Origin of the sequence: Microcystis sp. M109S1 (assembly GCF_020247025.1) — a bacterium.
Lineage (GTDB): Bacteria > Cyanobacteriota > Cyanobacteriia > Cyanobacteriales > Microcystaceae > Microcystis.
In genome coordinates, this window is the sequence record NZ_JADBRW010000159.1 from 1 (window position 1) to 16,248 (window position 16,248).

Genomic DNA, 16,248 nt, shown 5'->3' on the forward strand with positions numbered 1-16,248 from the left:
ATTAAAATTCTTTCCCTAACTTCTGCTCTTTCTTATTCTTTAAGAGATTTTTGTAAGTTTTTCTTTTCTTCTAACTCTAGGAAATCTTTAGCTGGCATAAGTAGAATTTTTCTCAAGTTACTATTTCTATTTTAGGTGGTTTAAGTGCGTTTTAGCTTAGTTAGGGCTTGCTGAATAAATCTAAAAACCTTGTTGGGTAAGACTTTTAGACTTTTTGTCAATCAAAAAGTACCAGTTCTGGGAGTGATCGGGGGAAAATTCCGGGACTTTTTCTCTGAAAATTAGGTAATTGACCCCCTCAGAATCGGTAAAAACCTACACCCCACACCCCACACCCCACACCCTGTCCCCACGAAAAACTTTTTGCCGCAAACCCTAGTTAGTAAAAGTATAGTCAAATATAGACAGACTGAATTCCATTTCAGAAATTCCCCTCACTCTATTAAAAACGGATGGGAAATGATTAATAATTTCTTTGTAAACGGCAAAACAGATAAAAAATTTCTATGAAAAAACGGGCAAAAATTGGCAGGACCAAAAATGCTGATCAGCTTGGAACAACTGAGATAGAGCATCGTCAATCTGGACATTCAAAATGTCACCAACTTGCCGTGATCCCGATGCTAATAGTCAGAGGGAGACTTGCACAATTTCAAAATCTAAGTTAATCTCTCCTAAAAGTCACCTTTAGGTATTTTGACTAAAAAGAAAGTTGCCTAACTTCTACTCTAGCCTCAAGGCTAATGCTGAAAGCTAGAATCATCGGCTGAATAGACTGGCTCTAGCTAACTCTTTACACCACAGGAGGTCTGTTTGAAAGAGACTTTTATCCACAACCCCATGACATCCGCTACCCCAGAACAGAATTGCACTGCTGAGTCTAACCGAGTCCGTTGCTCGGCTGCCCTGCTGGGATTAGCACTCTCTCTGGGAGTACCTAGCATTCTCAACTCCACCTCAGAATCAGCCCAGGCCGCCAATTCTGTCCCCTTAGAATGGGAAGTAATTGACCTGTCCCAAAAAGCAAAAGGTGCGGGTAAAGAACTAAAAGAACCGCAAATAATCCAATCCCAAGCACTTGCTACCGTCAAATTCATCGCCACATCAGTGGTTGAGCATCAGGTAAAACCGGGAGAATCCCTGTGGAGTTTAGCCGACACCTATCAAACCACCCCTACAGCGATCGCTACCCGCAATAATCTCCCCCCCCAATCCGATCTGATTATCGGACAAACCTTAAAAATTCCCACTCCTGAGCAGTTGCCCCCGGCAGCCCCGGCAGCAACTCCTGAGCAGTTGGATAGTTCCTCTGCTAGTCTGCGTCAAACCCGTCAACGTCTCCAAGAAAGTTTGGCCGCCTTACGGACCGAGGAAATCCCCCATCAGTCCGATTCCGGGGAAACAGTAATCGTCACCGAAACTACCGCTCTTGTTCCCGATAATTCGCCAACCGCTGTCGAGATTCCCGTTATTGCTCCCGAAGAATCGCCCCGACCAACCAGCCAGGTGATCCCGATTCCCGTTCCCACCCCTGAAAGCGATCGCCCGATAGCCACAATTCCCGTTAATCCTCCCTTGACAAGCAGACCGGAAATTCCCAGCGTCGCCCTACGAAATCCGGCTCCTGTGACTGAAATTCCCGCCGTTCCCAATCCTCGGGTCATAATTCCCCCAGAAAATCAAGTTTATCGGGTTCGGCCAGGGGATACCTTAAACACGATCGCTCGCGCTCTCGGCATCACCCCCGCCGAATTAGCCAGGGAAAACGGCATTGACAACCCCAACCGGATTAAAGTTAATCAAACCCTAGTGATTCCCGACCGCTCTGCCAACGCTAGAGTTAATCAAAATCTTACCCCCTTGGTCGGCGATCGCCCTAGATTGTCCTTTAACCCCAGCAATCGACAAAATTTGCCCGCCGCAACTGCCACCACGGAGACGGAAGAATTCCCCGAAAATATCACCGGCAGCTATCGGGAAAGATTGCGCCAAGAGGTGGCTAATCTGCGGGAAACTAACCTTTCGGAAACCCAGAAAAGTATCGCTATTCCCGTCGATAATCCCTCAGAAACCGTCGATGATCGGCAAATAACCCCTAATCCTCAATGGGCTGCCCTTCGTTCTCGTTCTAACCAAAGCACCCCCCCACAGATTATCGGTTCGGCTCCTACCAATGTGGAAGAATATAATGACCGCCTACGAATTCCCGTCGGCGAAACCGTAGAACCTTCCCTTCCTCCCCTCACTAATCCCGATGAGTATTTACCTAATCCCACCCCCATTTTTACCGGCTTTATCTGGCCCACCAGGGGTGTGTTAACCTCCGGTTTCGGTTGGCGCTGGGGCAGACCTCATCGCGGCATCGATATCGCCGGTCCAGTGGGGACCCCGATTGTGGCGGCGGCCGCCGGTGAAGTAATCTCCTCCGGTTGGAATTCTGGCGGTTATGGCAATCTGGTGAAACTGCGTCACCCCGATGGTAGCACCACTCTCTATGCCCATAACAGCCGTCTGCTGGTGCGTCGCGGCCAAACTGTTCAGCAAGGCGAGCCAATCGCCCAGATGGGTAGCACCGGTTTTAGCACCGGCCCCCACCTACATTTCGAGGTTCACCCCTCCGGCCAGGGAGCAGTCAATCCCATGGCTTTCCTGCCAGGCAGACGTTAAAGATGCCCAGAAAGGGAAGAAAAAATCTTCCCTTTTTTGCTCTTGTGCAATTGGGTGATTGTGTGTTATTATTGATAACTGTGTAAACAACGGCTTAGTAGCTCAGTTGGTCAGAGCAGGGGACTCATAAGCCCAAGGTCGGCAGTTCAAATCTGCCCTGAGCCATCGGACAAGATCCAAGAAAACCAGCAAGATTATAATCAGGTGATATCTCGTTCCCTTTTACTTGGGAACGCTCCCTTCAGGTTCTACCTGATAACTTTTTACTGATAACAGCAGCAAGGGAATTCCAAAGTTTATTAGCTCAATTGTACTATAACTTTTGCCGATACAGTCACTACCATAATATTATTGTAGGAGTGCCTAGTGGTCAGTGAGTTTATCGAACTGCGTGCGCCCAAAATGTCCTATAGATATTTCGACCAAATTGAGATGCAGCCACGGAAACGAAGCCAAGAGAATGAAAAAACCGGAATTTGAATTTGATCCTAATAAAAGCCAAGCTAACAAAAATAAACATGGTCTAGATTTTGTTGAAGCTCAAGTATTATGGTTAGATTCCCAAAAAGTCGAAATTCCAGCCCAAACAAAAAATGAACCACGATTTGTTGTTATTGGTATAATAGCAGGTAAGCATTGGTCAGCTGTAGTTACCTATCGTCAAACCAAAATCCGTATTATTTCAGTCCGACGCTCTAGACCTGAAGAGGTAGAAATTTATGAAAGCTGAAGATTTTGACCGCAAATTTGATGATGGAGAAAATATCATCGAATACTTGGATTTAACTAAAATTAAACGTTCTAATTCCGAGGAACAAACAATTGCGTTTGAGTTTCCCTCATGGATGGTAGAGGCTCTTGAGCAAGAAAGTCAGCGTCGTGATTTACCGTTACAAGCTATTGTCAAAGACTGGATTGAGGAAAAATTGGCGTTGTCAAATTGAAAGATGATCCGAATCAGCACCGGAACTCCAATTGCTTTGATAGCAAGGATTGCATTGCATCTTTCCTATTCTGATCTGACAACGCCTAATAATCAATCGCTGCACTGTAATCATCGCCAAGCTGATTATTTTTTCCCTTGCAGTAAGCCAAAACGAATTAAACCCGACTCGTAACCGCGCCGCATTAACCCTAAAGATAAAGCTCCTTGGATAGTAGTATAACCGCTTGCTAACAAACCTGCGATCGCATCTGGGGTTAGGGCCGAGTCAATCACCACATCCCAAAAAGCGGCCACCGATAGGGACCAATCATCGGTTTTTAGGTCTTGAAAGCCAATGTCACGGGCAATATCGGCGTATTCTGGCAAAGAAATCACATAGGGGAGACAATAAACCCGATAAATCTCGTTTAATAGTTTAATCTCCCCTTCCGTTAAATTACCGGCCAGGGAAGTGGTGGGACGATGACACCAAGTTGCCATCAAAAAAGTCCCCCCGGGCTGCAAAACCCGATAACATTCCCGCAGAAATTGCCTTTTATCGGGCATATGTTCGCCACTTTCCAATGACCAGACCAGATCAAAATTATCGTCAGGAAAGGGGGTTTTTAGGGCATCAGCCACACAAAAACTCACTTGTTCTTTTAAATTGAACTCTTGCGCTCTTTGGCTGGCTCTAGCGGCTTGTACCGGGGAAAGGGTAATCCCCACCCCTTGGCTGTGAAATTTTTCGGCCAGATAAAGGCTACTGCCACCAATACCACAACCCACATCGAGAATCTGATTAGCGCCGGTGACATTTCCCCAAGTTAATAATTCTTCTATTAAATCAATTTGTGCCTGACGGCGATCGAGTTTAATCTTGCCGCCGCGACCGTAGTAACCATGGTGCATATGTTCGCCCCAAATCCTTTCCCATAGTCCACTAGAGGAGTCATAAAAATCAGCAATTCGTTGATAAAGTTCCATGGTGATTTCCTAAGTGAGTGGATGGAATTAAATATAAGATGAATGGGTAATGTTCTAGACCTGTGGATCGTATTTCTGCGGGGTAGTCAGTCTATTCATTGTGACTTGTTTTATCCACAGATTCAGAACACTACCGACAAATTAAATCTTTTCTGGCAAGAGACTTAATTGATTAGTTCGCTCTAGATCAAAAATAATTGACAAAAGCGGTTCTTTGGTAGGTTTGGGAGTGCTATCTAGAAGTAAGGCAGCACTGGAGCAACAAGTTCCAAAATTAATTTCGAGTTTCATGACTTTTCTTCTCTTTTGTCTGAAAATAAAAATTAGATAAATTCTCTGAGGATAGTTTTCATCGGTAAAAAGAGTGAAAGCGGTTGATCTTGAAAAGGAATAAATTCGTATTTTAAATAAAATTCTTTGGCTCTTAAATCTATAGCATCAACTCTGCAAAAATGCCAATTTCCTGAGAAGCTTTGACGGCTCTAAAAAGTGCATCTACGAGTAATTCTCCTCCTAATCCTTGTCCTCTGACTGAGTTATCCACAGCTAACTTGCCAATTAGTAGGGCTGGAATTGGATAGGTGGGCATTCCTTTTTGATAAGATTTTGGGAGAGAGTCAAACTCAATAACACTAGCACTGACTGTGTAATAACCCTCAATTTTCAAAGGCTCAGATTGGGAAATGGCAATAAAGGTTTTAGCAATTCCTTTTTCATTATTTTGCCGAGCGTATTTTTTGAGATAATCATTTAAGACGGGATAACCACAGTCAAAATACTCTCGTTGATACTTTTGATGAATAGGGACAAAATTCCATCTTTTTTCCGCCTCATTGTCCATATTTATCTCGATATTTTTTAATGGCTGTTTTGAGGTTTCCTTGAAGTTCCGGGGGATTTTCCATAATGGGCATAAATAAGTCTCGATCTCGATCTGAAAGAATCAATCTTTCCTGAGTGTCTATGTCTTGTTTGGCAATAGGTAACAGGTGAAGAAGAGTATAAGCACTTAAGGAAATTCCTCTGAGGGAGGCGGCTTTTTCGAGAAGTTCTTTTTGTTCTTGAGTCACTCTCAAGTCTATACGGCTATCTTTAACCTTTGAGGTTTCTGACATAAGGGGTTTCTCCAGTATTGAGTTCCGATGTTTCTAGTTTAACAGATTTAGGCGGACAAAGTACACAGAAAAGAAGAGGAGGAAATCATTAGTCTTTAGAGAGAGTTGACAGAAAGGTAGCCAGTGGCATAATATTCCCGAAGATGTGGTTCGTCGTCGTTATGAGCGGGGACGTATTAACGTGACCCAGTTGTATTTATCCTTGTGCGATACTTGGATTATCTATCTGCAACTCAATTGACTGAATCCACTTTAACAGAACTGCATCAGAAAATCGATGCTGGTGTGAGAATAGCGATCTAGGAGAGTCTATCAGCATTTTAAAAGATGGCTAAATTGTCACCTTAACGGCTGGGCAAATTCCCCCCAAATCACCATAATAAATGCTTTCAGTATCAAGATTTGGTAGTATTAAATAGGTAGGGAAATTTTATGACTAGAATTAAGCGTAGGCAATTACTATCCATGACTGGTTCTTTATTAGCCACTTTAGGATTAAGCCAGTTGGAATTGAAACAGCGAGCCATTTTTTATCGTAGCGTACTGGCAGAGAATACACCTCGTAAACGGGCATTATTAGTGGGTGTTAATAATTACCCCGATACTAGATGGATAACCCTTGAAGGCGCAGTCAATGATGTCAAACTACAACAGGAATTACTCATTCACCGTTTTGGATTTCAGTCCGATCAAATTTTGCTTTTAACTGATCATGAAGCAACTCGTGAGAATATCCTACAAGCGTTTGAGGAACATTTAATTAAATGGGCGCAACCTGGTGATGTGGTAGTTTTTCACTTTTCTGGTCATGGTTCTCAAGTTTTTGATCCCGATCAAATTTTTCAAGATGGGCAAGTTAGCACAATCGTTCCTGTTGATAGCATTCTCCCTCCAGGTTATCCCAATAAAGGAGGAAAAGTCAATGATATTACAGGTCATACTCTATGGTTGTTAATGCAAGCAATTAATACAGAAAATGTCACTTTTATTCTGGATAGTTGTCACTCTGGAGGGGCGAGAAAGGGCATCTTAACTGTGCGATCGCGCCCTGGAAATCGGGAGTTAAACCGGACTGAAAACTCTAATATCCAACTGTTAGCAAGTCCCCAGGAACAGGAATATCAAAAACAACTGATGTCCAGACTCAACTTGACCGCTTCAGACTTGGCCACAGAGCGAAAAAAAGGCGTTCCCAAAGGCATAATGCTGGCGGCTGCTAGAACTGACCAAGCGGCGATCGATGCTTCCTTTGGTGATACGGCGGCTGGTATCTTTACATATATCTTGACTCGCTATCTCTGGCAGCAAACGGGAGGCGAGTCAGTCAGTCAAGTGATGGTGAGTGCGACGGCGACTACCGAGCGCATTTTACGCGAATATTTCCCGACGGCTGGTTTATTACAGCAACCGGAATTTAATACTAGGGAGGGAAGTAACAACAGCCAGCAAGCGGTTTATTTTCTCAAACCAGATCAGAAAATCCCTGCTGAAGCTGTGGTCACTCAAGTGCAGGGAAATCGGGTGGATCTGTTTTTGGGAGGGATCGATCCGCGTACTTTAGAAGCATTCGGTCGGGGGGCAATTTTAACTTTAGTGGATGGGGAAGGAAAAGAACGCGGTCAAGTTCAGATAGAGTCCCGTCAAGAGTTGACAGCTAAGGGGAAACTGATGCAGACAAGAGATAATATTGCGTCCGGGACTCTACTTCAAGAGCGATCGCGGGCAATTCCGAGTGATTTAACCCTCCGCATTCGCTTAGATGCTTCCTTAGGACAGGAACAAGCAGCAGCCAAGCAAGCTTTACAAGGGATTAAATCCATGGAAGCGGTTTCCTCAGATGAGACAGATATCCACTATATTCTGGGTCGAGTAACTCCCGCTTACTAAGCTAAACGGCGCTTAACCTGCATGATCCAATAGCTATAACCCTTTTGGAGTCTATATCGGTGATCCGAAGTAAAAGCCGTTTAGCTTATCAACAATTGCAGAAACTTAAAGTGACTCCCTTGCCAGAAATAGGTAGTCTGGCTTTATTTTCTCTGGCTGCGGATCTGATTCCGGGTTCGGCTGGGATTTCAGGAGAAAGTGTAACTGATGGAGTCAGGCGATTGCAAGCCAAACTCAAATCTTTATTAGCAGCGAGGTTGGTCAAGTTAACCCTCAATGCGACTTCGGCTCGCTTGAGTGTAGCTGCGGCGATGGAAACGGTAGATGGCGGCCAATTGGTAGCAGAATCGTTTACGGTTAGGGGTGCAAAGTCAGGCAGTCTCAGTCAAACTAGGGGAGTGCGCGGTTTAACCAGTAACGCGCAAAAAATCAAGCAGGGGACTCAAGTACAATTTCTCGTGCAAAATAACGAGTTAGTTCCTCTCTATATCAGCGTCTTGCTTATCAGTGTAGATGGGACGCTTTGTGTCCTTTCGCCTTTACTGGGGACGGGAGATAATTCTCCTGTGACTCCGGGGGAAAAAATTCAGATTCCCGATCCCAATCGAGGGGAATTGTATAAATTTAAGGTAGAGGGTGAAACGGGAATAGCGGAAGTGTTGGTTATTACTACCACGACTCCTCTAACCAAAGCTGTGGAATTGTTGCGGGTTTTAGCTACAGAGAGAGGGGATAGTCTGAGAGGGACACCTGTAGATTTAACTCAGCCAGACGAGGCGATTTTTAGCCTTCTGGATGATTTAGATGAGGGAAGTCGGGGGGGTGGGACAGTTTCTACTTCAGGAGTGCGTCAGATTGATACCCGACAGATGGCGGCTATGTCGATTACTTTTGAGGTTATTGGGATTTCAAACAATTGATTTTAACACTTTAATTATTAATTATGATTGCCATGAAAAAACTACTTTTTATATCGATAGGTGTGATTTTAGCAGCCTATCTAGAATTACTGACACTAAGTTTTGCTGAAGTTGGACAGACTCAAGATTTGAGAAATTTATCTGCGAAAGAGAATCTCCCTTCATTCCTCTCCCAACTTCCTGAAGCTACTAACCTGGGGATTGTTCAAGCCAATAACAGATTTAGTTTCAAGATATTTTCGGAACTCTTTCAGCAACAACCTAATCAAAATATTGCTATTTCGCCCACTAGCCTTGCTATTGCCCTGGCTATGACCTATAACGGTGCCAGTGGAAAAACCCAACAGGCAATGTCTAAAACATTGGAACTGGAAGGGATTAGCCTAGAAGAAGTCAACCAAGCTAATGCAGCTTTGAAAGACTCTTGGAGAAATCTAGATCCTGAAGTTCAGCTTTCCATTGCTAACTCCCTTTGGATCAGACAAGGGATGTCATTTAATCTTGACTTTCTCCAAAGAGTCAGAGAGGCTTACGCTGCTCAAATAGACACTTTGGATTTTAAAGATCCAAGTGTTCCTTCCCTAATTAATAAGTGGGTTAGACAAAACACCAACGGCAAAATAGACGTAATCGTTGATACGCTTGACCCAGATTCGGCTGTTCTAATCTTCAATGCCATCTACTTTAAAGGAAAATGGAAGATTCCTTTTCCCAAAGATCAAAGCCAAGATTTACCTTTTCATTTACTCAATGGCACTCAGAAACAGCATCCTATGATGTCTAGTCGGAAGGATGATTATCCCTACTATGAGAACGATCTATTTCAATCGGTGAGTCTGCCTTATGGCAATGGTCGATTAAGTATGTATGTTTTCCTGCCCAAACTAGGGATAAGCCTAGAAGATTTTCATCGACAACTTAATAGCAAAACCTGGGAGCAATGGATGACTCATTTTAAGCTCAAAGAAGGAGTTATTCAATTGCCTCGCTTCAAGTTCGACTATGAAATCACCCTTAATGATACCTTGAAAGCCTTGGGGATGGGAGTTGCCTTTGATAGAAATTTAGCTGATTTTTCTGGAATGATAGCGGCGGCTGTCGAGCCATATACCAACAAATTTAGCATCGATCAGGTCAAGCAGAAGATATTTATCGAAGTTAATGAAGAGGGAACTGAAGCAGCAGCCGTCACTGGAGTCATGACGTTATATAGTTTGAACTTGGATACTTTTCACATGGTTGTTGACCGACCCTTCTTCTTTGCTATTCGGGATAATCAGACAGGCACAATTCTTTTTATGGGGTCGATTTTAGAACCAAAATAAAGCGGAGGATAAAGTCATGAAAATCGGAGTTTGGACTGCCAGCCTAATCCTAATATCTGCTACTAGCTTTTCTCCGATGGTAAAAGCGGAAATTGGGATAGAAGATAAGCCTCCAGCAGTTCATCTGAGTCAGGTCGGCGTTGAAGATTTATTGCAACAGGCTATAGATAAACTGCTTAAAGGAAAATACCAAGCAGCCATCGCCGATTTGACCCAAGTGCTACAGTTAAAACCTGAATCTAGGCGATTGATGGCCATAGCCTACGCTAACCGGGGAATTGCTTACTATTATTTAGGAGATAGTCAATCAGCCATTCGTGATTTAAACCAGGCTCTGCAAATTGAACCCGACCTACCGGATACAGTTTACGCCATTAGAGGAAAAATTCGTTTTGACTTGGGGGACTATGGAGGCGCTCTAGTCGATTATACTCAATCACTACGCTTAAACCCTGTCAAAGCAGAGATTTACAACAGTCGCTGCCTTGTTCAGATTAACTTGGGCAATTATCAAGAAGCCCTTGTTGATTGTAATAGAGCTTTGAGATTAGAGCCTGAGAAGGGAAGCATCTATCTCAATCGGGGTCTTATCCGCCATGCCCTTGGCGATTTTCAAGGTGCGATTGAAGACTATACTCAGAGCATCAATCTAGATCCTGCTGATGCCCAAGCATATTCCAATAGATGTTTTACCCATGCCCAGATGAATCATGATCAGGAAGCGATCGCCGATTGCAATCAAGCTCTTAAAATTCGTGCTGACTTTGATGAGGCTTATACTAACCGATGTTTAGCTAGAATTCAACAAGGCAATTACCAGGCAGCACTAGAAGACTGCAACCAGTCAATCCGCCTCAGTCCTAACCTGGCCGAAACATACTACCATCGAGGGACAGTTCGCTATCATTTGGGAGATTGGCAAGGCGCGGGCGCAGATTACCAACAAGCAGCTAATCTCTATCAAAAACAAAAGCAGACCAATAATGAATACTATCGGGCAGCGTTAGAGAATGTAAACCGACTCAATCAAGGAACTTCTATCAGCCAACCCCAACTATCACGCTTAATACAACCCCTGAGTCTTGAACCGTCATCTAAGCAAAAAGTTGCGGATACCTTTCTACAACAGGGAATTCAACAGTATGGAGAAGGTAAATTAGAGACGGCATTTCAATCTTGGCAAAAAGCTGATTCTCTTTATCAGGAAATTCAAGATGTTTGGGGAAAAACAGTTGTGGTGAATTATTTGCAACTCTTAAGTAAGGAGTGTGTGGAACAAGCGAGTCAACAATTTTACCAAGAAAATAAATATGAATCTGCCTTAAATTCTTGGCAACTGTGCTTGAAAATAGCCCGAACTCTTCAAAGTCCCTATGCAGAGATTACCATTATTAATGAAATAGGGTTTGCGTATCTTTTATTTGGAAATGCCGAAAAAGGAATTGAGTATTTAGAACAAGGATTACCTCTTGCTAAAAAACTTGAAGATCGCTCCTTTGAAGGGCGAATTTTAGGAGATTTAAGTACTGCTTATTTAGGGCAAGAAAATTATAAAAAAGCAATTGATTACGCTCAACAAAGTTTATTAATAGCACAGCATTTTAAGGATAATCAAGGTGAATGGTTATCACTAAATAAATTAGGATTGATCTACTTTTTGTTAGCAGATAATGTTAAAGCAATTGATTACTTTGAGCAGAGTTTATTGGTTGCACAAAAAACTCAAGATCTTTATGGAATTGCAAGTGCACTAGAAGGGCTTCGTGAAGTTTATTCGGAAATAAATAACTATGAGAAAGCCAGAGAATATGGTCAACAAACATTGCAGGTTGCACGACAAATTAAGGAGTCTGTTGCTCTTAGCTTTGCCACTGGGGGTTTGGGTGTTGTTCTTTTTAAATCAGGTAATCCTTCAGAAGCAGAAAAACTTTTATATGAAGCAATCAATATTTCTGAACTACGACGAAAAGGGTTCTCTAGTGATGCCTATAAAGTCTCATTTTTTGATACACAAATTAGTCTTTTTTATGAATTTTTACAAGAAGTCCTTATTGCTCAAAATAAAACCGATGCTGCCCTAGAAGTCGCTGAAAGGGGCAGATCTCGTGCTTTTGTGGAATTATTGGCAGCCAGAATATCTTCTCATGCAAATAAACAATACTCGATACTAACCCCAGAAATTCAAGAGATAAGAGAGATTGCCAAACGACAAAATGCGACACTGGTTGAATACTCTATTATTCACGGAGACAAAATAAAGAACCAGGAAAATAAGAAAGAATCCGAATTATTTATTTGGGTTGTTAAGCCTACAGGAGAAATCGAGTTTCGTCGCGTTGATCTAAAGCCTATACTATGGCAACAAAATATCTCTTTAGAACAATTATTAACCAGTTCTCGTGCATCTTTTGGAGTCCGAGAACGCGGTTCTAGCCTCGAAGTAGTGCCACTCAATAGCTCTGAAGCAGAAAATCAGTTAAAGCAACTCCACAAAATCTTAATTGCTCCCATTGCTGATTTACTCCCCTCCGATCCTAATGCTCATGTCATCTTCATGCCGCAAGGAGAACTATTTTTAGTACCTTTTCCTGCCTTACAAGATGCTAATGGCAAATACTTAATTGAAAAACATACTATTCTCACTGCACCCGCTATCCAAGTTTTAGACTTAACCCAAAAACAACGAGTAAAAGTTCAACAAGCTAACCCGAAAGGACTTGTCGTTGTCGGCAATCCTACCATGCCGAAAGTAACTGTCAAAATTGGCGAACCACCAGAACAACTTAATCCCTTACCAGCAGCAGAAAACGAAGCGATCGCTATTGCTAAACTACTCAATACTAAAGCTTTAACAGGCAACCAAGCCACTAAAACTGCCATCCTTTCCCAATTACCTCAAGCCAGAATTATTCATCTAGCAACCCATGGTTTATTAGATGATTTTAAAGGATTAGGAGTACCTGGTGCAATCGCCCTCGCTCCTTCTGGTAATGATGATGGTTTGCTTACTGCTAGTGAAATCTTAGACTTAAAATTGAATGCGGAATTAGTGGTTTTAAGTGCTTGTGATACAGGAAGAGGAAGGATTACAGGAGATGGTGTAATCGGATTATCCCGTTCTTTAATTACCGCAGGAGTGCCAAGTATTATTGTTTCTTTATGGTCAGTTCCTGATGCACCCACAGCGAGTTTAATGACCGAATTTTATCGCAATTGGCAAGAGAAAAAGCTCGATAAAGCACAGGCGTTGCGACAGGCAATGTTAACCACCATGAAAAACCATCCTAATAATCCGAAAGATTGGGCGGCATTTACTTTAATTGGAGAAGCAGAATAAGACCCAATACTACTCGGTTAAGCCCGAAAAAGACTTGCTGAGGTTCAGCATTTACTAAGCTTGCTGAACTATACTGTAATCTCGATTGAACTAACAGCGTCATTTTGATGATTTATTTCTGGCATTTTTGGAGCGACTGTTATCGTTAATCTCAATCCTAAAGCTTGGAGCCAAGAGGTTAGTTGATTCATGGCTTCAGGGGCAGGTTTTTGCATTAATTCTTCCAATTGCTTCGCCTGAATTTTGATTTGTTCTGGTGTTAGATTTTGGGAGCCAAGGGCTTCTAGGACGTGATTGAAGGAGAGTCTGAGTAATTCTGATTCAAATCCATATTCATCTCCCTCTAGATGAGTTTCCAGATAAACTGCTGCATAATGGGGATCTTTAAGGGATTCGATCAGGGAATCATGATAACTATCACTGACTGGCATTTTCTCGCCTCCTATAATCTTGCCAATATTTTTGGGCTATTTCAATGTCTTTAGCTTGCGTTCTTTTATCTCCTGCACACAGGAGTAAGATAATCGTTGTCCCGATTTGTCCAAAGTAAATGCGATAACCGGAACCATAGTCTATTCGTAGTTCATAAACTCCCCCTCCTACTGATTTATAATCCCCTAAGTTCCCTAAATTAAGACGGTTTAGGCGTTGAGCAATTTTAGTTTTAGCCTTGATATCTCGCAAAGAATCGAGCCATTGAGCAAAGGGAACTTTGCCGTCGCTGGTAACATAACGTCGAATGTTTCTGGGTTGAGCCGCCATGTTTGAATTATAGCGGTTAGTCAGATTTAACGGTTTTATATGTAAAATAGGACAGCCTCGGTTTAGGCGATTTCTCTAAGACTATACAGGGAAGCTCCCCTGCCCCCCAAGTTTGGGGGGTTCTGAATTCAAAGTCCTCTCTTATTCGGCATAATAAAGAAAAAATGACTGAAACTGTCACCCTAGAACTGCCTGAAGCCCTAGCCCAGCAAGCCAAACAAATTGCAGCACTTACTCATCGACGATTAGAAGAAATCTTAGTCGAATGGATTGACTACGCTATCAGCGAACTCTCCATCGAATCTTTGCCAGATAACCAAATTTTAGCCCTCTGTGACCTGCAAATGGAAGCTGAACAGCAAGAGTTATTCAGCAGTCTTTTAGCCCAGAATCAAGAAGGAGAACTTAATGAAGCTGGAGTCAACCAACTAGATACACTGATGCAGGTTTACCGGCGCGGTTTAGTCCATAAAGCTCGTGCCTTAAAAGTAGCAGTTGAACGAGGTTTGCGCCCTCCTCTGAGTGAATAGATGGCACGTCCCTACATCCCTATCGAAGTTGAACGTCGGGTTCGAGTTACTGCGCGTAACCGTTGCGGTTATTGCTTGAGTCCTCAGCATTTAGTGATGGCTCGTTTGGAGATCGAACACATCATTTCCCTTGCTAAAAAAGGTAGTAATAATGAGTCTAACTTATGGTTAGCTTGTCCCCTGTGCAATCGCTACAAAAGCGACAAAACGACAGGTATTGACCCAGAAACAGGCGAAACAGTCCTACTATTTAATCCATCTACTCAAATTTGGTCGGAACATTTCCGATGGGCTGAAGATGGTATAGTAATTGTAGGACTGACACCGATTGGTAGAGCAACTGTTACTGTACTTCATCTGAGTGACGATCCAGATGCTTTGGTAGTTCGTAGCTATTGGGTACAAGCAGGCTGGCATCCTCCCAATGATTGAGAAAAAATGGCAGGCTTTCCCCTCCTGACTTCTGACTTCATAAGACTATGGCTTCTTTCTCCAAACTTCTGATTGCTGGTACTGTGTTGCTTTCTGGAGGGTTATCTCCCCTGGTGATGGCGGCAGAAGTAGCAATCGCCCAAACAACCATCGCCCAAACCGATACCCGCACCCAAGCGCAACAACTTTTTGATGAGGGGATGCAACTATTCCAACAAGGGACAGCCGAATCCTATCAACAAGCTATAACCAAATGGGAACAAGCCTTACCCCTTTGGCGTAAGCTGGGAGATAAAGCGCAGGAAGCCTTCATAAATCTAGCACTCGGTAAGTGGATGGTACAGCAAGGAGTGCGGAGTTAATCCTTGCCATCGCCGAGAAAACTGGTAATTGGCGCAAGAGATAATAAAAGCTTCTTTTATTAGGAAATACGAACGGAAAATGTTAAGCATTGGCGAGGAAACTAATGTGCTAGAGTTAATTCATGGCAACGCAACCAAGAGAAATTGAGCGTTATGTAACACCCGATGGTCAAATTCCTTTTGATAATTGGTTTGATTCTATCCGAGTGTCTAAAACTCAAACTATCATCAGTAAAAGACTTGACCGAGTGAGGATGGGCAATTTAGGCGATTACCGTTCGGTAGGAGGAGGTGTTTTTGAATTAAGAATAGACTATGGTCGAGGTTATCGCATCTATTTCGGACAAGTAGGGACAACCATCGTGTTGCTACTGTGTGGAGGTGATAAAAGCACTCAAATTAAAGATATTCGCCAAGCCCAAGAATACTGGAGAGATTATCGGAGTTAAAATTATGTCTAAAAGTATTAGCTACCACCCTTTTTTACTGGACAATCTTAAAGATCCAAACTATGCGGCTCTTTATCTCGAAACTCACTTAGAAGAAGACGAGTTTGAATTCGATCCCGAATTACTGAAAATGGCTTTGAGGAATGTTCTCGAAGCTCTTGGGGATTCTCATTTAACCGCAGAACAAATTAAAATTTATGAGCAATTTCTCGATAAATTATTAACAATGCCAGCAGGAATAGGAATTTATAATTTAGGGCTTTGGCTGAAGGCTTTGGGATTAAAACTAGCTGTAACAGTTGATAAAGAGGGGAAGAATGTTGTTGAAAACTTGCCTAGTTTGAATGGAGATAACAAAGAAAAATATGAGGGAGTTTTAACGAAAGTCCCAGATCTATAACCAGAAAGTAGTTGACATCCTCGCCGCCGTAAAACGGACGGCGATTCCTCACCACGCCACTTTTTTAGGGTGGTCGCTGAACGGGGTTGACGCTTCACCGAAAAACGCTTAATTGCTTAAGTCTGACACTTTCTCCACGTCCGTTTTCAG

General features: G+C 42.8%; 18 protein-coding genes, 1 tRNA gene and 1 pseudogene. 14 read left to right on the top strand and 6 right to left on the bottom strand.

Annotation, left to right across the window (positions count from 1 at the left end):
* Nucleotides 1-840 precede the first annotated feature (840 nt).
* The 4 genes from IM322_RS07545 to brnA all read left to right on the top strand — a co-directional run bounded on the left by IM322_RS07545 (nucleotide 841) and on the right by brnA (nucleotide 3,611).
* Nucleotides 841-2,667 (top strand): peptidoglycan DD-metalloendopeptidase family protein, encoded by a 1,827-nt coding sequence (locus IM322_RS07545; protein WP_287676286.1) that lies wholly within the window; start codon nucleotides 841-843, stop codon nucleotides 2,665-2,667.
* A gap of 91 nt (nucleotides 2,668-2,758) precedes the next feature.
* A tRNA-Met gene (locus IM322_RS07550) sits at nucleotides 2,759-2,832 on the top strand.
* 295 nt (nucleotides 2,833-3,127) lie between these two features.
* Nucleotides 3,128-3,397, top strand: a complete 270-nt coding sequence (locus IM322_RS07555; protein ID WP_286824858.1) for a BrnT family toxin — start codon at nucleotides 3,128-3,130, stop codon at nucleotides 3,395-3,397.
* Complete coding sequence (gene brnA, locus IM322_RS07560; protein ID WP_286824857.1) at nucleotides 3,387-3,611, top strand: type II toxin-antitoxin system BrnA family antitoxin; 225 nt, start codon at nucleotides 3,387-3,389, stop codon at nucleotides 3,609-3,611. Before IM322_RS07555 ends, brnA begins: the two co-directional genes overlap by 11 nt.
* A gap of 125 nt (nucleotides 3,612-3,736) precedes the next feature.
* Here the strand turns inward: brnA and IM322_RS07565 are convergent, their stop codons facing one another.
* From IM322_RS07565 to IM322_RS07580, 4 genes are all read right to left on the bottom strand, one after another.
* Nucleotides 3,737-4,579 carry a methyltransferase domain-containing protein gene (locus tag IM322_RS07565; protein WP_287676285.1) on the bottom strand — a complete coding sequence of 281 codons (843 nt, stop codon included), beginning with the start codon at nucleotides 4,577-4,579 and terminating at the stop codon, nucleotides 3,737-3,739.
* 141 nt (nucleotides 4,580-4,720) lie between these two features.
* Nucleotides 4,721-4,870, bottom strand: a complete 150-nt coding sequence (locus tag IM322_RS07570; RefSeq protein WP_271988458.1) for a hypothetical protein — start codon at nucleotides 4,868-4,870, stop codon at nucleotides 4,721-4,723.
* A gap of 139 nt (nucleotides 4,871-5,009) precedes the next feature.
* Nucleotides 5,010-5,420 (bottom strand): GNAT family N-acetyltransferase, encoded by a 411-nt coding sequence (locus IM322_RS07575; protein ID WP_286824855.1) that lies wholly within the window; start codon nucleotides 5,418-5,420, stop codon nucleotides 5,010-5,012.
* Entirely contained in the window at nucleotides 5,410-5,694 is a 285-nt protein-coding gene (locus IM322_RS07580; protein WP_286824854.1) for a type II toxin-antitoxin system TacA family antitoxin, read from the bottom strand. Before IM322_RS07580 ends, IM322_RS07575 begins: the two co-directional genes overlap by 11 nt.
* Before the next feature lie 92 nt (nucleotides 5,695-5,786).
* Here IM322_RS07580 and IM322_RS23250 point away from each other — a divergent pair.
* From IM322_RS23250 to IM322_RS07600, 5 genes and pseudogenes are all read left to right on the top strand, one after another.
* A pseudogene (locus IM322_RS23250) lies at nucleotides 5,787-5,920 on the top strand (zeta toxin family protein); the annotation flags it as partial.
* A 206-nt stretch (nucleotides 5,921-6,126) separates the two neighbouring features.
* Nucleotides 6,127-7,581, top strand: coding sequence for a caspase family protein (locus IM322_RS07585; protein ID WP_287676284.1), 1,455 nt, complete (start codon nucleotides 6,127-6,129; stop codon nucleotides 7,579-7,581).
* A gap of 59 nt (nucleotides 7,582-7,640) precedes the next feature.
* Complete coding sequence (locus IM322_RS07590; protein ID WP_287676283.1) at nucleotides 7,641-8,501, top strand: DUF4384 domain-containing protein; 861 nt, start codon at nucleotides 7,641-7,643, stop codon at nucleotides 8,499-8,501.
* Nucleotides 8,502-8,524: 23 nt separating this feature from the next.
* Nucleotides 8,525-9,826 carry a serpin family protein gene (locus IM322_RS07595; RefSeq protein ID WP_287676282.1) on the top strand — a complete coding sequence of 434 codons (1,302 nt, stop codon included), beginning with the start codon at nucleotides 8,525-8,527 and terminating at the stop codon, nucleotides 9,824-9,826.
* 16 nt (nucleotides 9,827-9,842) lie between these two features.
* Nucleotides 9,843-13,163: a CHAT domain-containing protein gene (locus IM322_RS07600; protein ID WP_287676281.1), complete on the top strand. Its 3,321-nt coding sequence runs from the start codon at nucleotides 9,843-9,845 to the stop codon at nucleotides 13,161-13,163.
* Nucleotides 13,164-13,231: 68 nt separating this feature from the next.
* Here the strand turns inward: IM322_RS07600 and IM322_RS07605 are convergent, their stop codons facing one another.
* Both IM322_RS07605 and IM322_RS07610 read right to left on the bottom strand, forming a co-directional pair.
* The gene (locus IM322_RS07605; protein ID WP_287676280.1) at nucleotides 13,232-13,594 is read right to left on the bottom strand and encodes a helix-turn-helix domain-containing transcriptional regulator; all 363 of its coding nucleotides are present in this window, start codon (nucleotides 13,592-13,594) and stop codon (nucleotides 13,232-13,234) included.
* A complete protein-coding gene (locus IM322_RS07610; RefSeq protein ID WP_287676279.1) occupies nucleotides 13,581-13,925 on the bottom strand; it encodes a type II toxin-antitoxin system RelE/ParE family toxin in 345 nt (114 codons plus the stop codon). Before IM322_RS07610 ends, IM322_RS07605 begins: the two co-directional genes overlap by 14 nt.
* A 164-nt stretch (nucleotides 13,926-14,089) precedes the next feature.
* Between IM322_RS07610 and IM322_RS07615 the strand changes: the two genes are divergently transcribed.
* The 5 genes from IM322_RS07615 (at nucleotide 14,090) to IM322_RS07635 (ending at nucleotide 16,098) form a co-directional block, all read left to right on the top strand.
* Nucleotides 14,090-14,455, top strand: coding sequence for a hypothetical protein (locus IM322_RS07615; RefSeq protein WP_286824850.1), 366 nt, complete (start codon nucleotides 14,090-14,092; stop codon nucleotides 14,453-14,455).
* On the top strand, nucleotides 14,456-14,887 hold the full coding sequence (locus IM322_RS07620) for an HNH endonuclease (RefSeq protein WP_287676278.1): 432 nt from the start codon (nucleotides 14,456-14,458) through the stop codon (nucleotides 14,885-14,887).
* A gap of 47 nt (nucleotides 14,888-14,934) precedes the next feature.
* Nucleotides 14,935-15,249, top strand: a complete 315-nt coding sequence (locus tag IM322_RS07625) for a hypothetical protein (protein WP_287676277.1) — start codon at nucleotides 14,935-14,937, stop codon at nucleotides 15,247-15,249.
* A gap of 122 nt (nucleotides 15,250-15,371) precedes the next feature.
* Complete coding sequence (locus IM322_RS07630) at nucleotides 15,372-15,698, top strand: type II toxin-antitoxin system RelE/ParE family toxin (RefSeq protein WP_287676276.1); 327 nt, start codon at nucleotides 15,372-15,374, stop codon at nucleotides 15,696-15,698.
* 4 nt (nucleotides 15,699-15,702) lie between these two features.
* Nucleotides 15,703-16,098 (top strand): helix-turn-helix domain-containing transcriptional regulator, encoded by a 396-nt coding sequence (locus IM322_RS07635; RefSeq protein ID WP_002789200.1) that lies wholly within the window; start codon nucleotides 15,703-15,705, stop codon nucleotides 16,096-16,098.
* Nucleotides 16,099-16,248: the final 150 nt, after the last annotated feature.

Excerpts from the sequence above, each read along its gene's own strand:
- IM322_RS07630 (WP_287676276.1), top strand. The coding sequence starts at position 15,372 with ATGGCAACGCAACCAAGAGAAATTGAGCGTTATGTAACACCCGATGGT.
- IM322_RS07580 (WP_286824854.1), bottom strand. The coding sequence starts at position 5,694 with ATGTCAGAAACCTCAAAGGTTAAAGATAGCCGTATAGACTTGAGAGTG.
- IM322_RS07635 (WP_002789200.1), top strand. The coding sequence starts at position 15,703 with ATGTCTAAAAGTATTAGCTACCACCCTTTTTTACTGGACAATCTTAAA.
- IM322_RS07625 (WP_287676277.1), top strand. The coding sequence starts at position 14,935 with ATGGCTTCTTTCTCCAAACTTCTGATTGCTGGTACTGTGTTGCTTTCT.
- IM322_RS07555 (WP_286824858.1), top strand. The coding sequence starts at position 3,128 with ATGAAAAAACCGGAATTTGAATTTGATCCTAATAAAAGCCAAGCTAAC.
- IM322_RS07545 (WP_287676286.1), top strand. The coding sequence starts at position 841 with ATGACATCCGCTACCCCAGAACAGAATTGCACTGCTGAGTCTAACCGA.
- IM322_RS07565 (WP_287676285.1), bottom strand. The coding sequence starts at position 4,579 with ATGGAACTTTATCAACGAATTGCTGATTTTTATGACTCCTCTAGTGGA.
- IM322_RS07575 (WP_286824855.1), bottom strand. The coding sequence starts at position 5,420 with ATGGACAATGAGGCGGAAAAAAGATGGAATTTTGTCCCTATTCATCAA.
- brnA (WP_286824857.1), top strand. The coding sequence starts at position 3,387 with ATGAAAGCTGAAGATTTTGACCGCAAATTTGATGATGGAGAAAATATC.
- IM322_RS07595 (WP_287676282.1), top strand. The coding sequence starts at position 8,525 with ATGATTGCCATGAAAAAACTACTTTTTATATCGATAGGTGTGATTTTA.
- IM322_RS07615 (WP_286824850.1), top strand. The coding sequence starts at position 14,090 with ATGACTGAAACTGTCACCCTAGAACTGCCTGAAGCCCTAGCCCAGCAA.
- IM322_RS07600 (WP_287676281.1), top strand. The coding sequence starts at position 9,843 with ATGAAAATCGGAGTTTGGACTGCCAGCCTAATCCTAATATCTGCTACT.
- IM322_RS07605 (WP_287676280.1), bottom strand. The coding sequence starts at position 13,594 with ATGCCAGTCAGTGATAGTTATCATGATTCCCTGATCGAATCCCTTAAA.
- IM322_RS07610 (WP_287676279.1), bottom strand. The coding sequence starts at position 13,925 with ATGGCGGCTCAACCCAGAAACATTCGACGTTATGTTACCAGCGACGGC.
- IM322_RS07585 (WP_287676284.1), top strand. The coding sequence starts at position 6,127 with ATGACTAGAATTAAGCGTAGGCAATTACTATCCATGACTGGTTCTTTA.
- IM322_RS07570 (WP_271988458.1), bottom strand. The coding sequence starts at position 4,870 with ATGAAACTCGAAATTAATTTTGGAACTTGTTGCTCCAGTGCTGCCTTA.
- IM322_RS07620 (WP_287676278.1), top strand. The coding sequence starts at position 14,456 with ATGGCACGTCCCTACATCCCTATCGAAGTTGAACGTCGGGTTCGAGTT.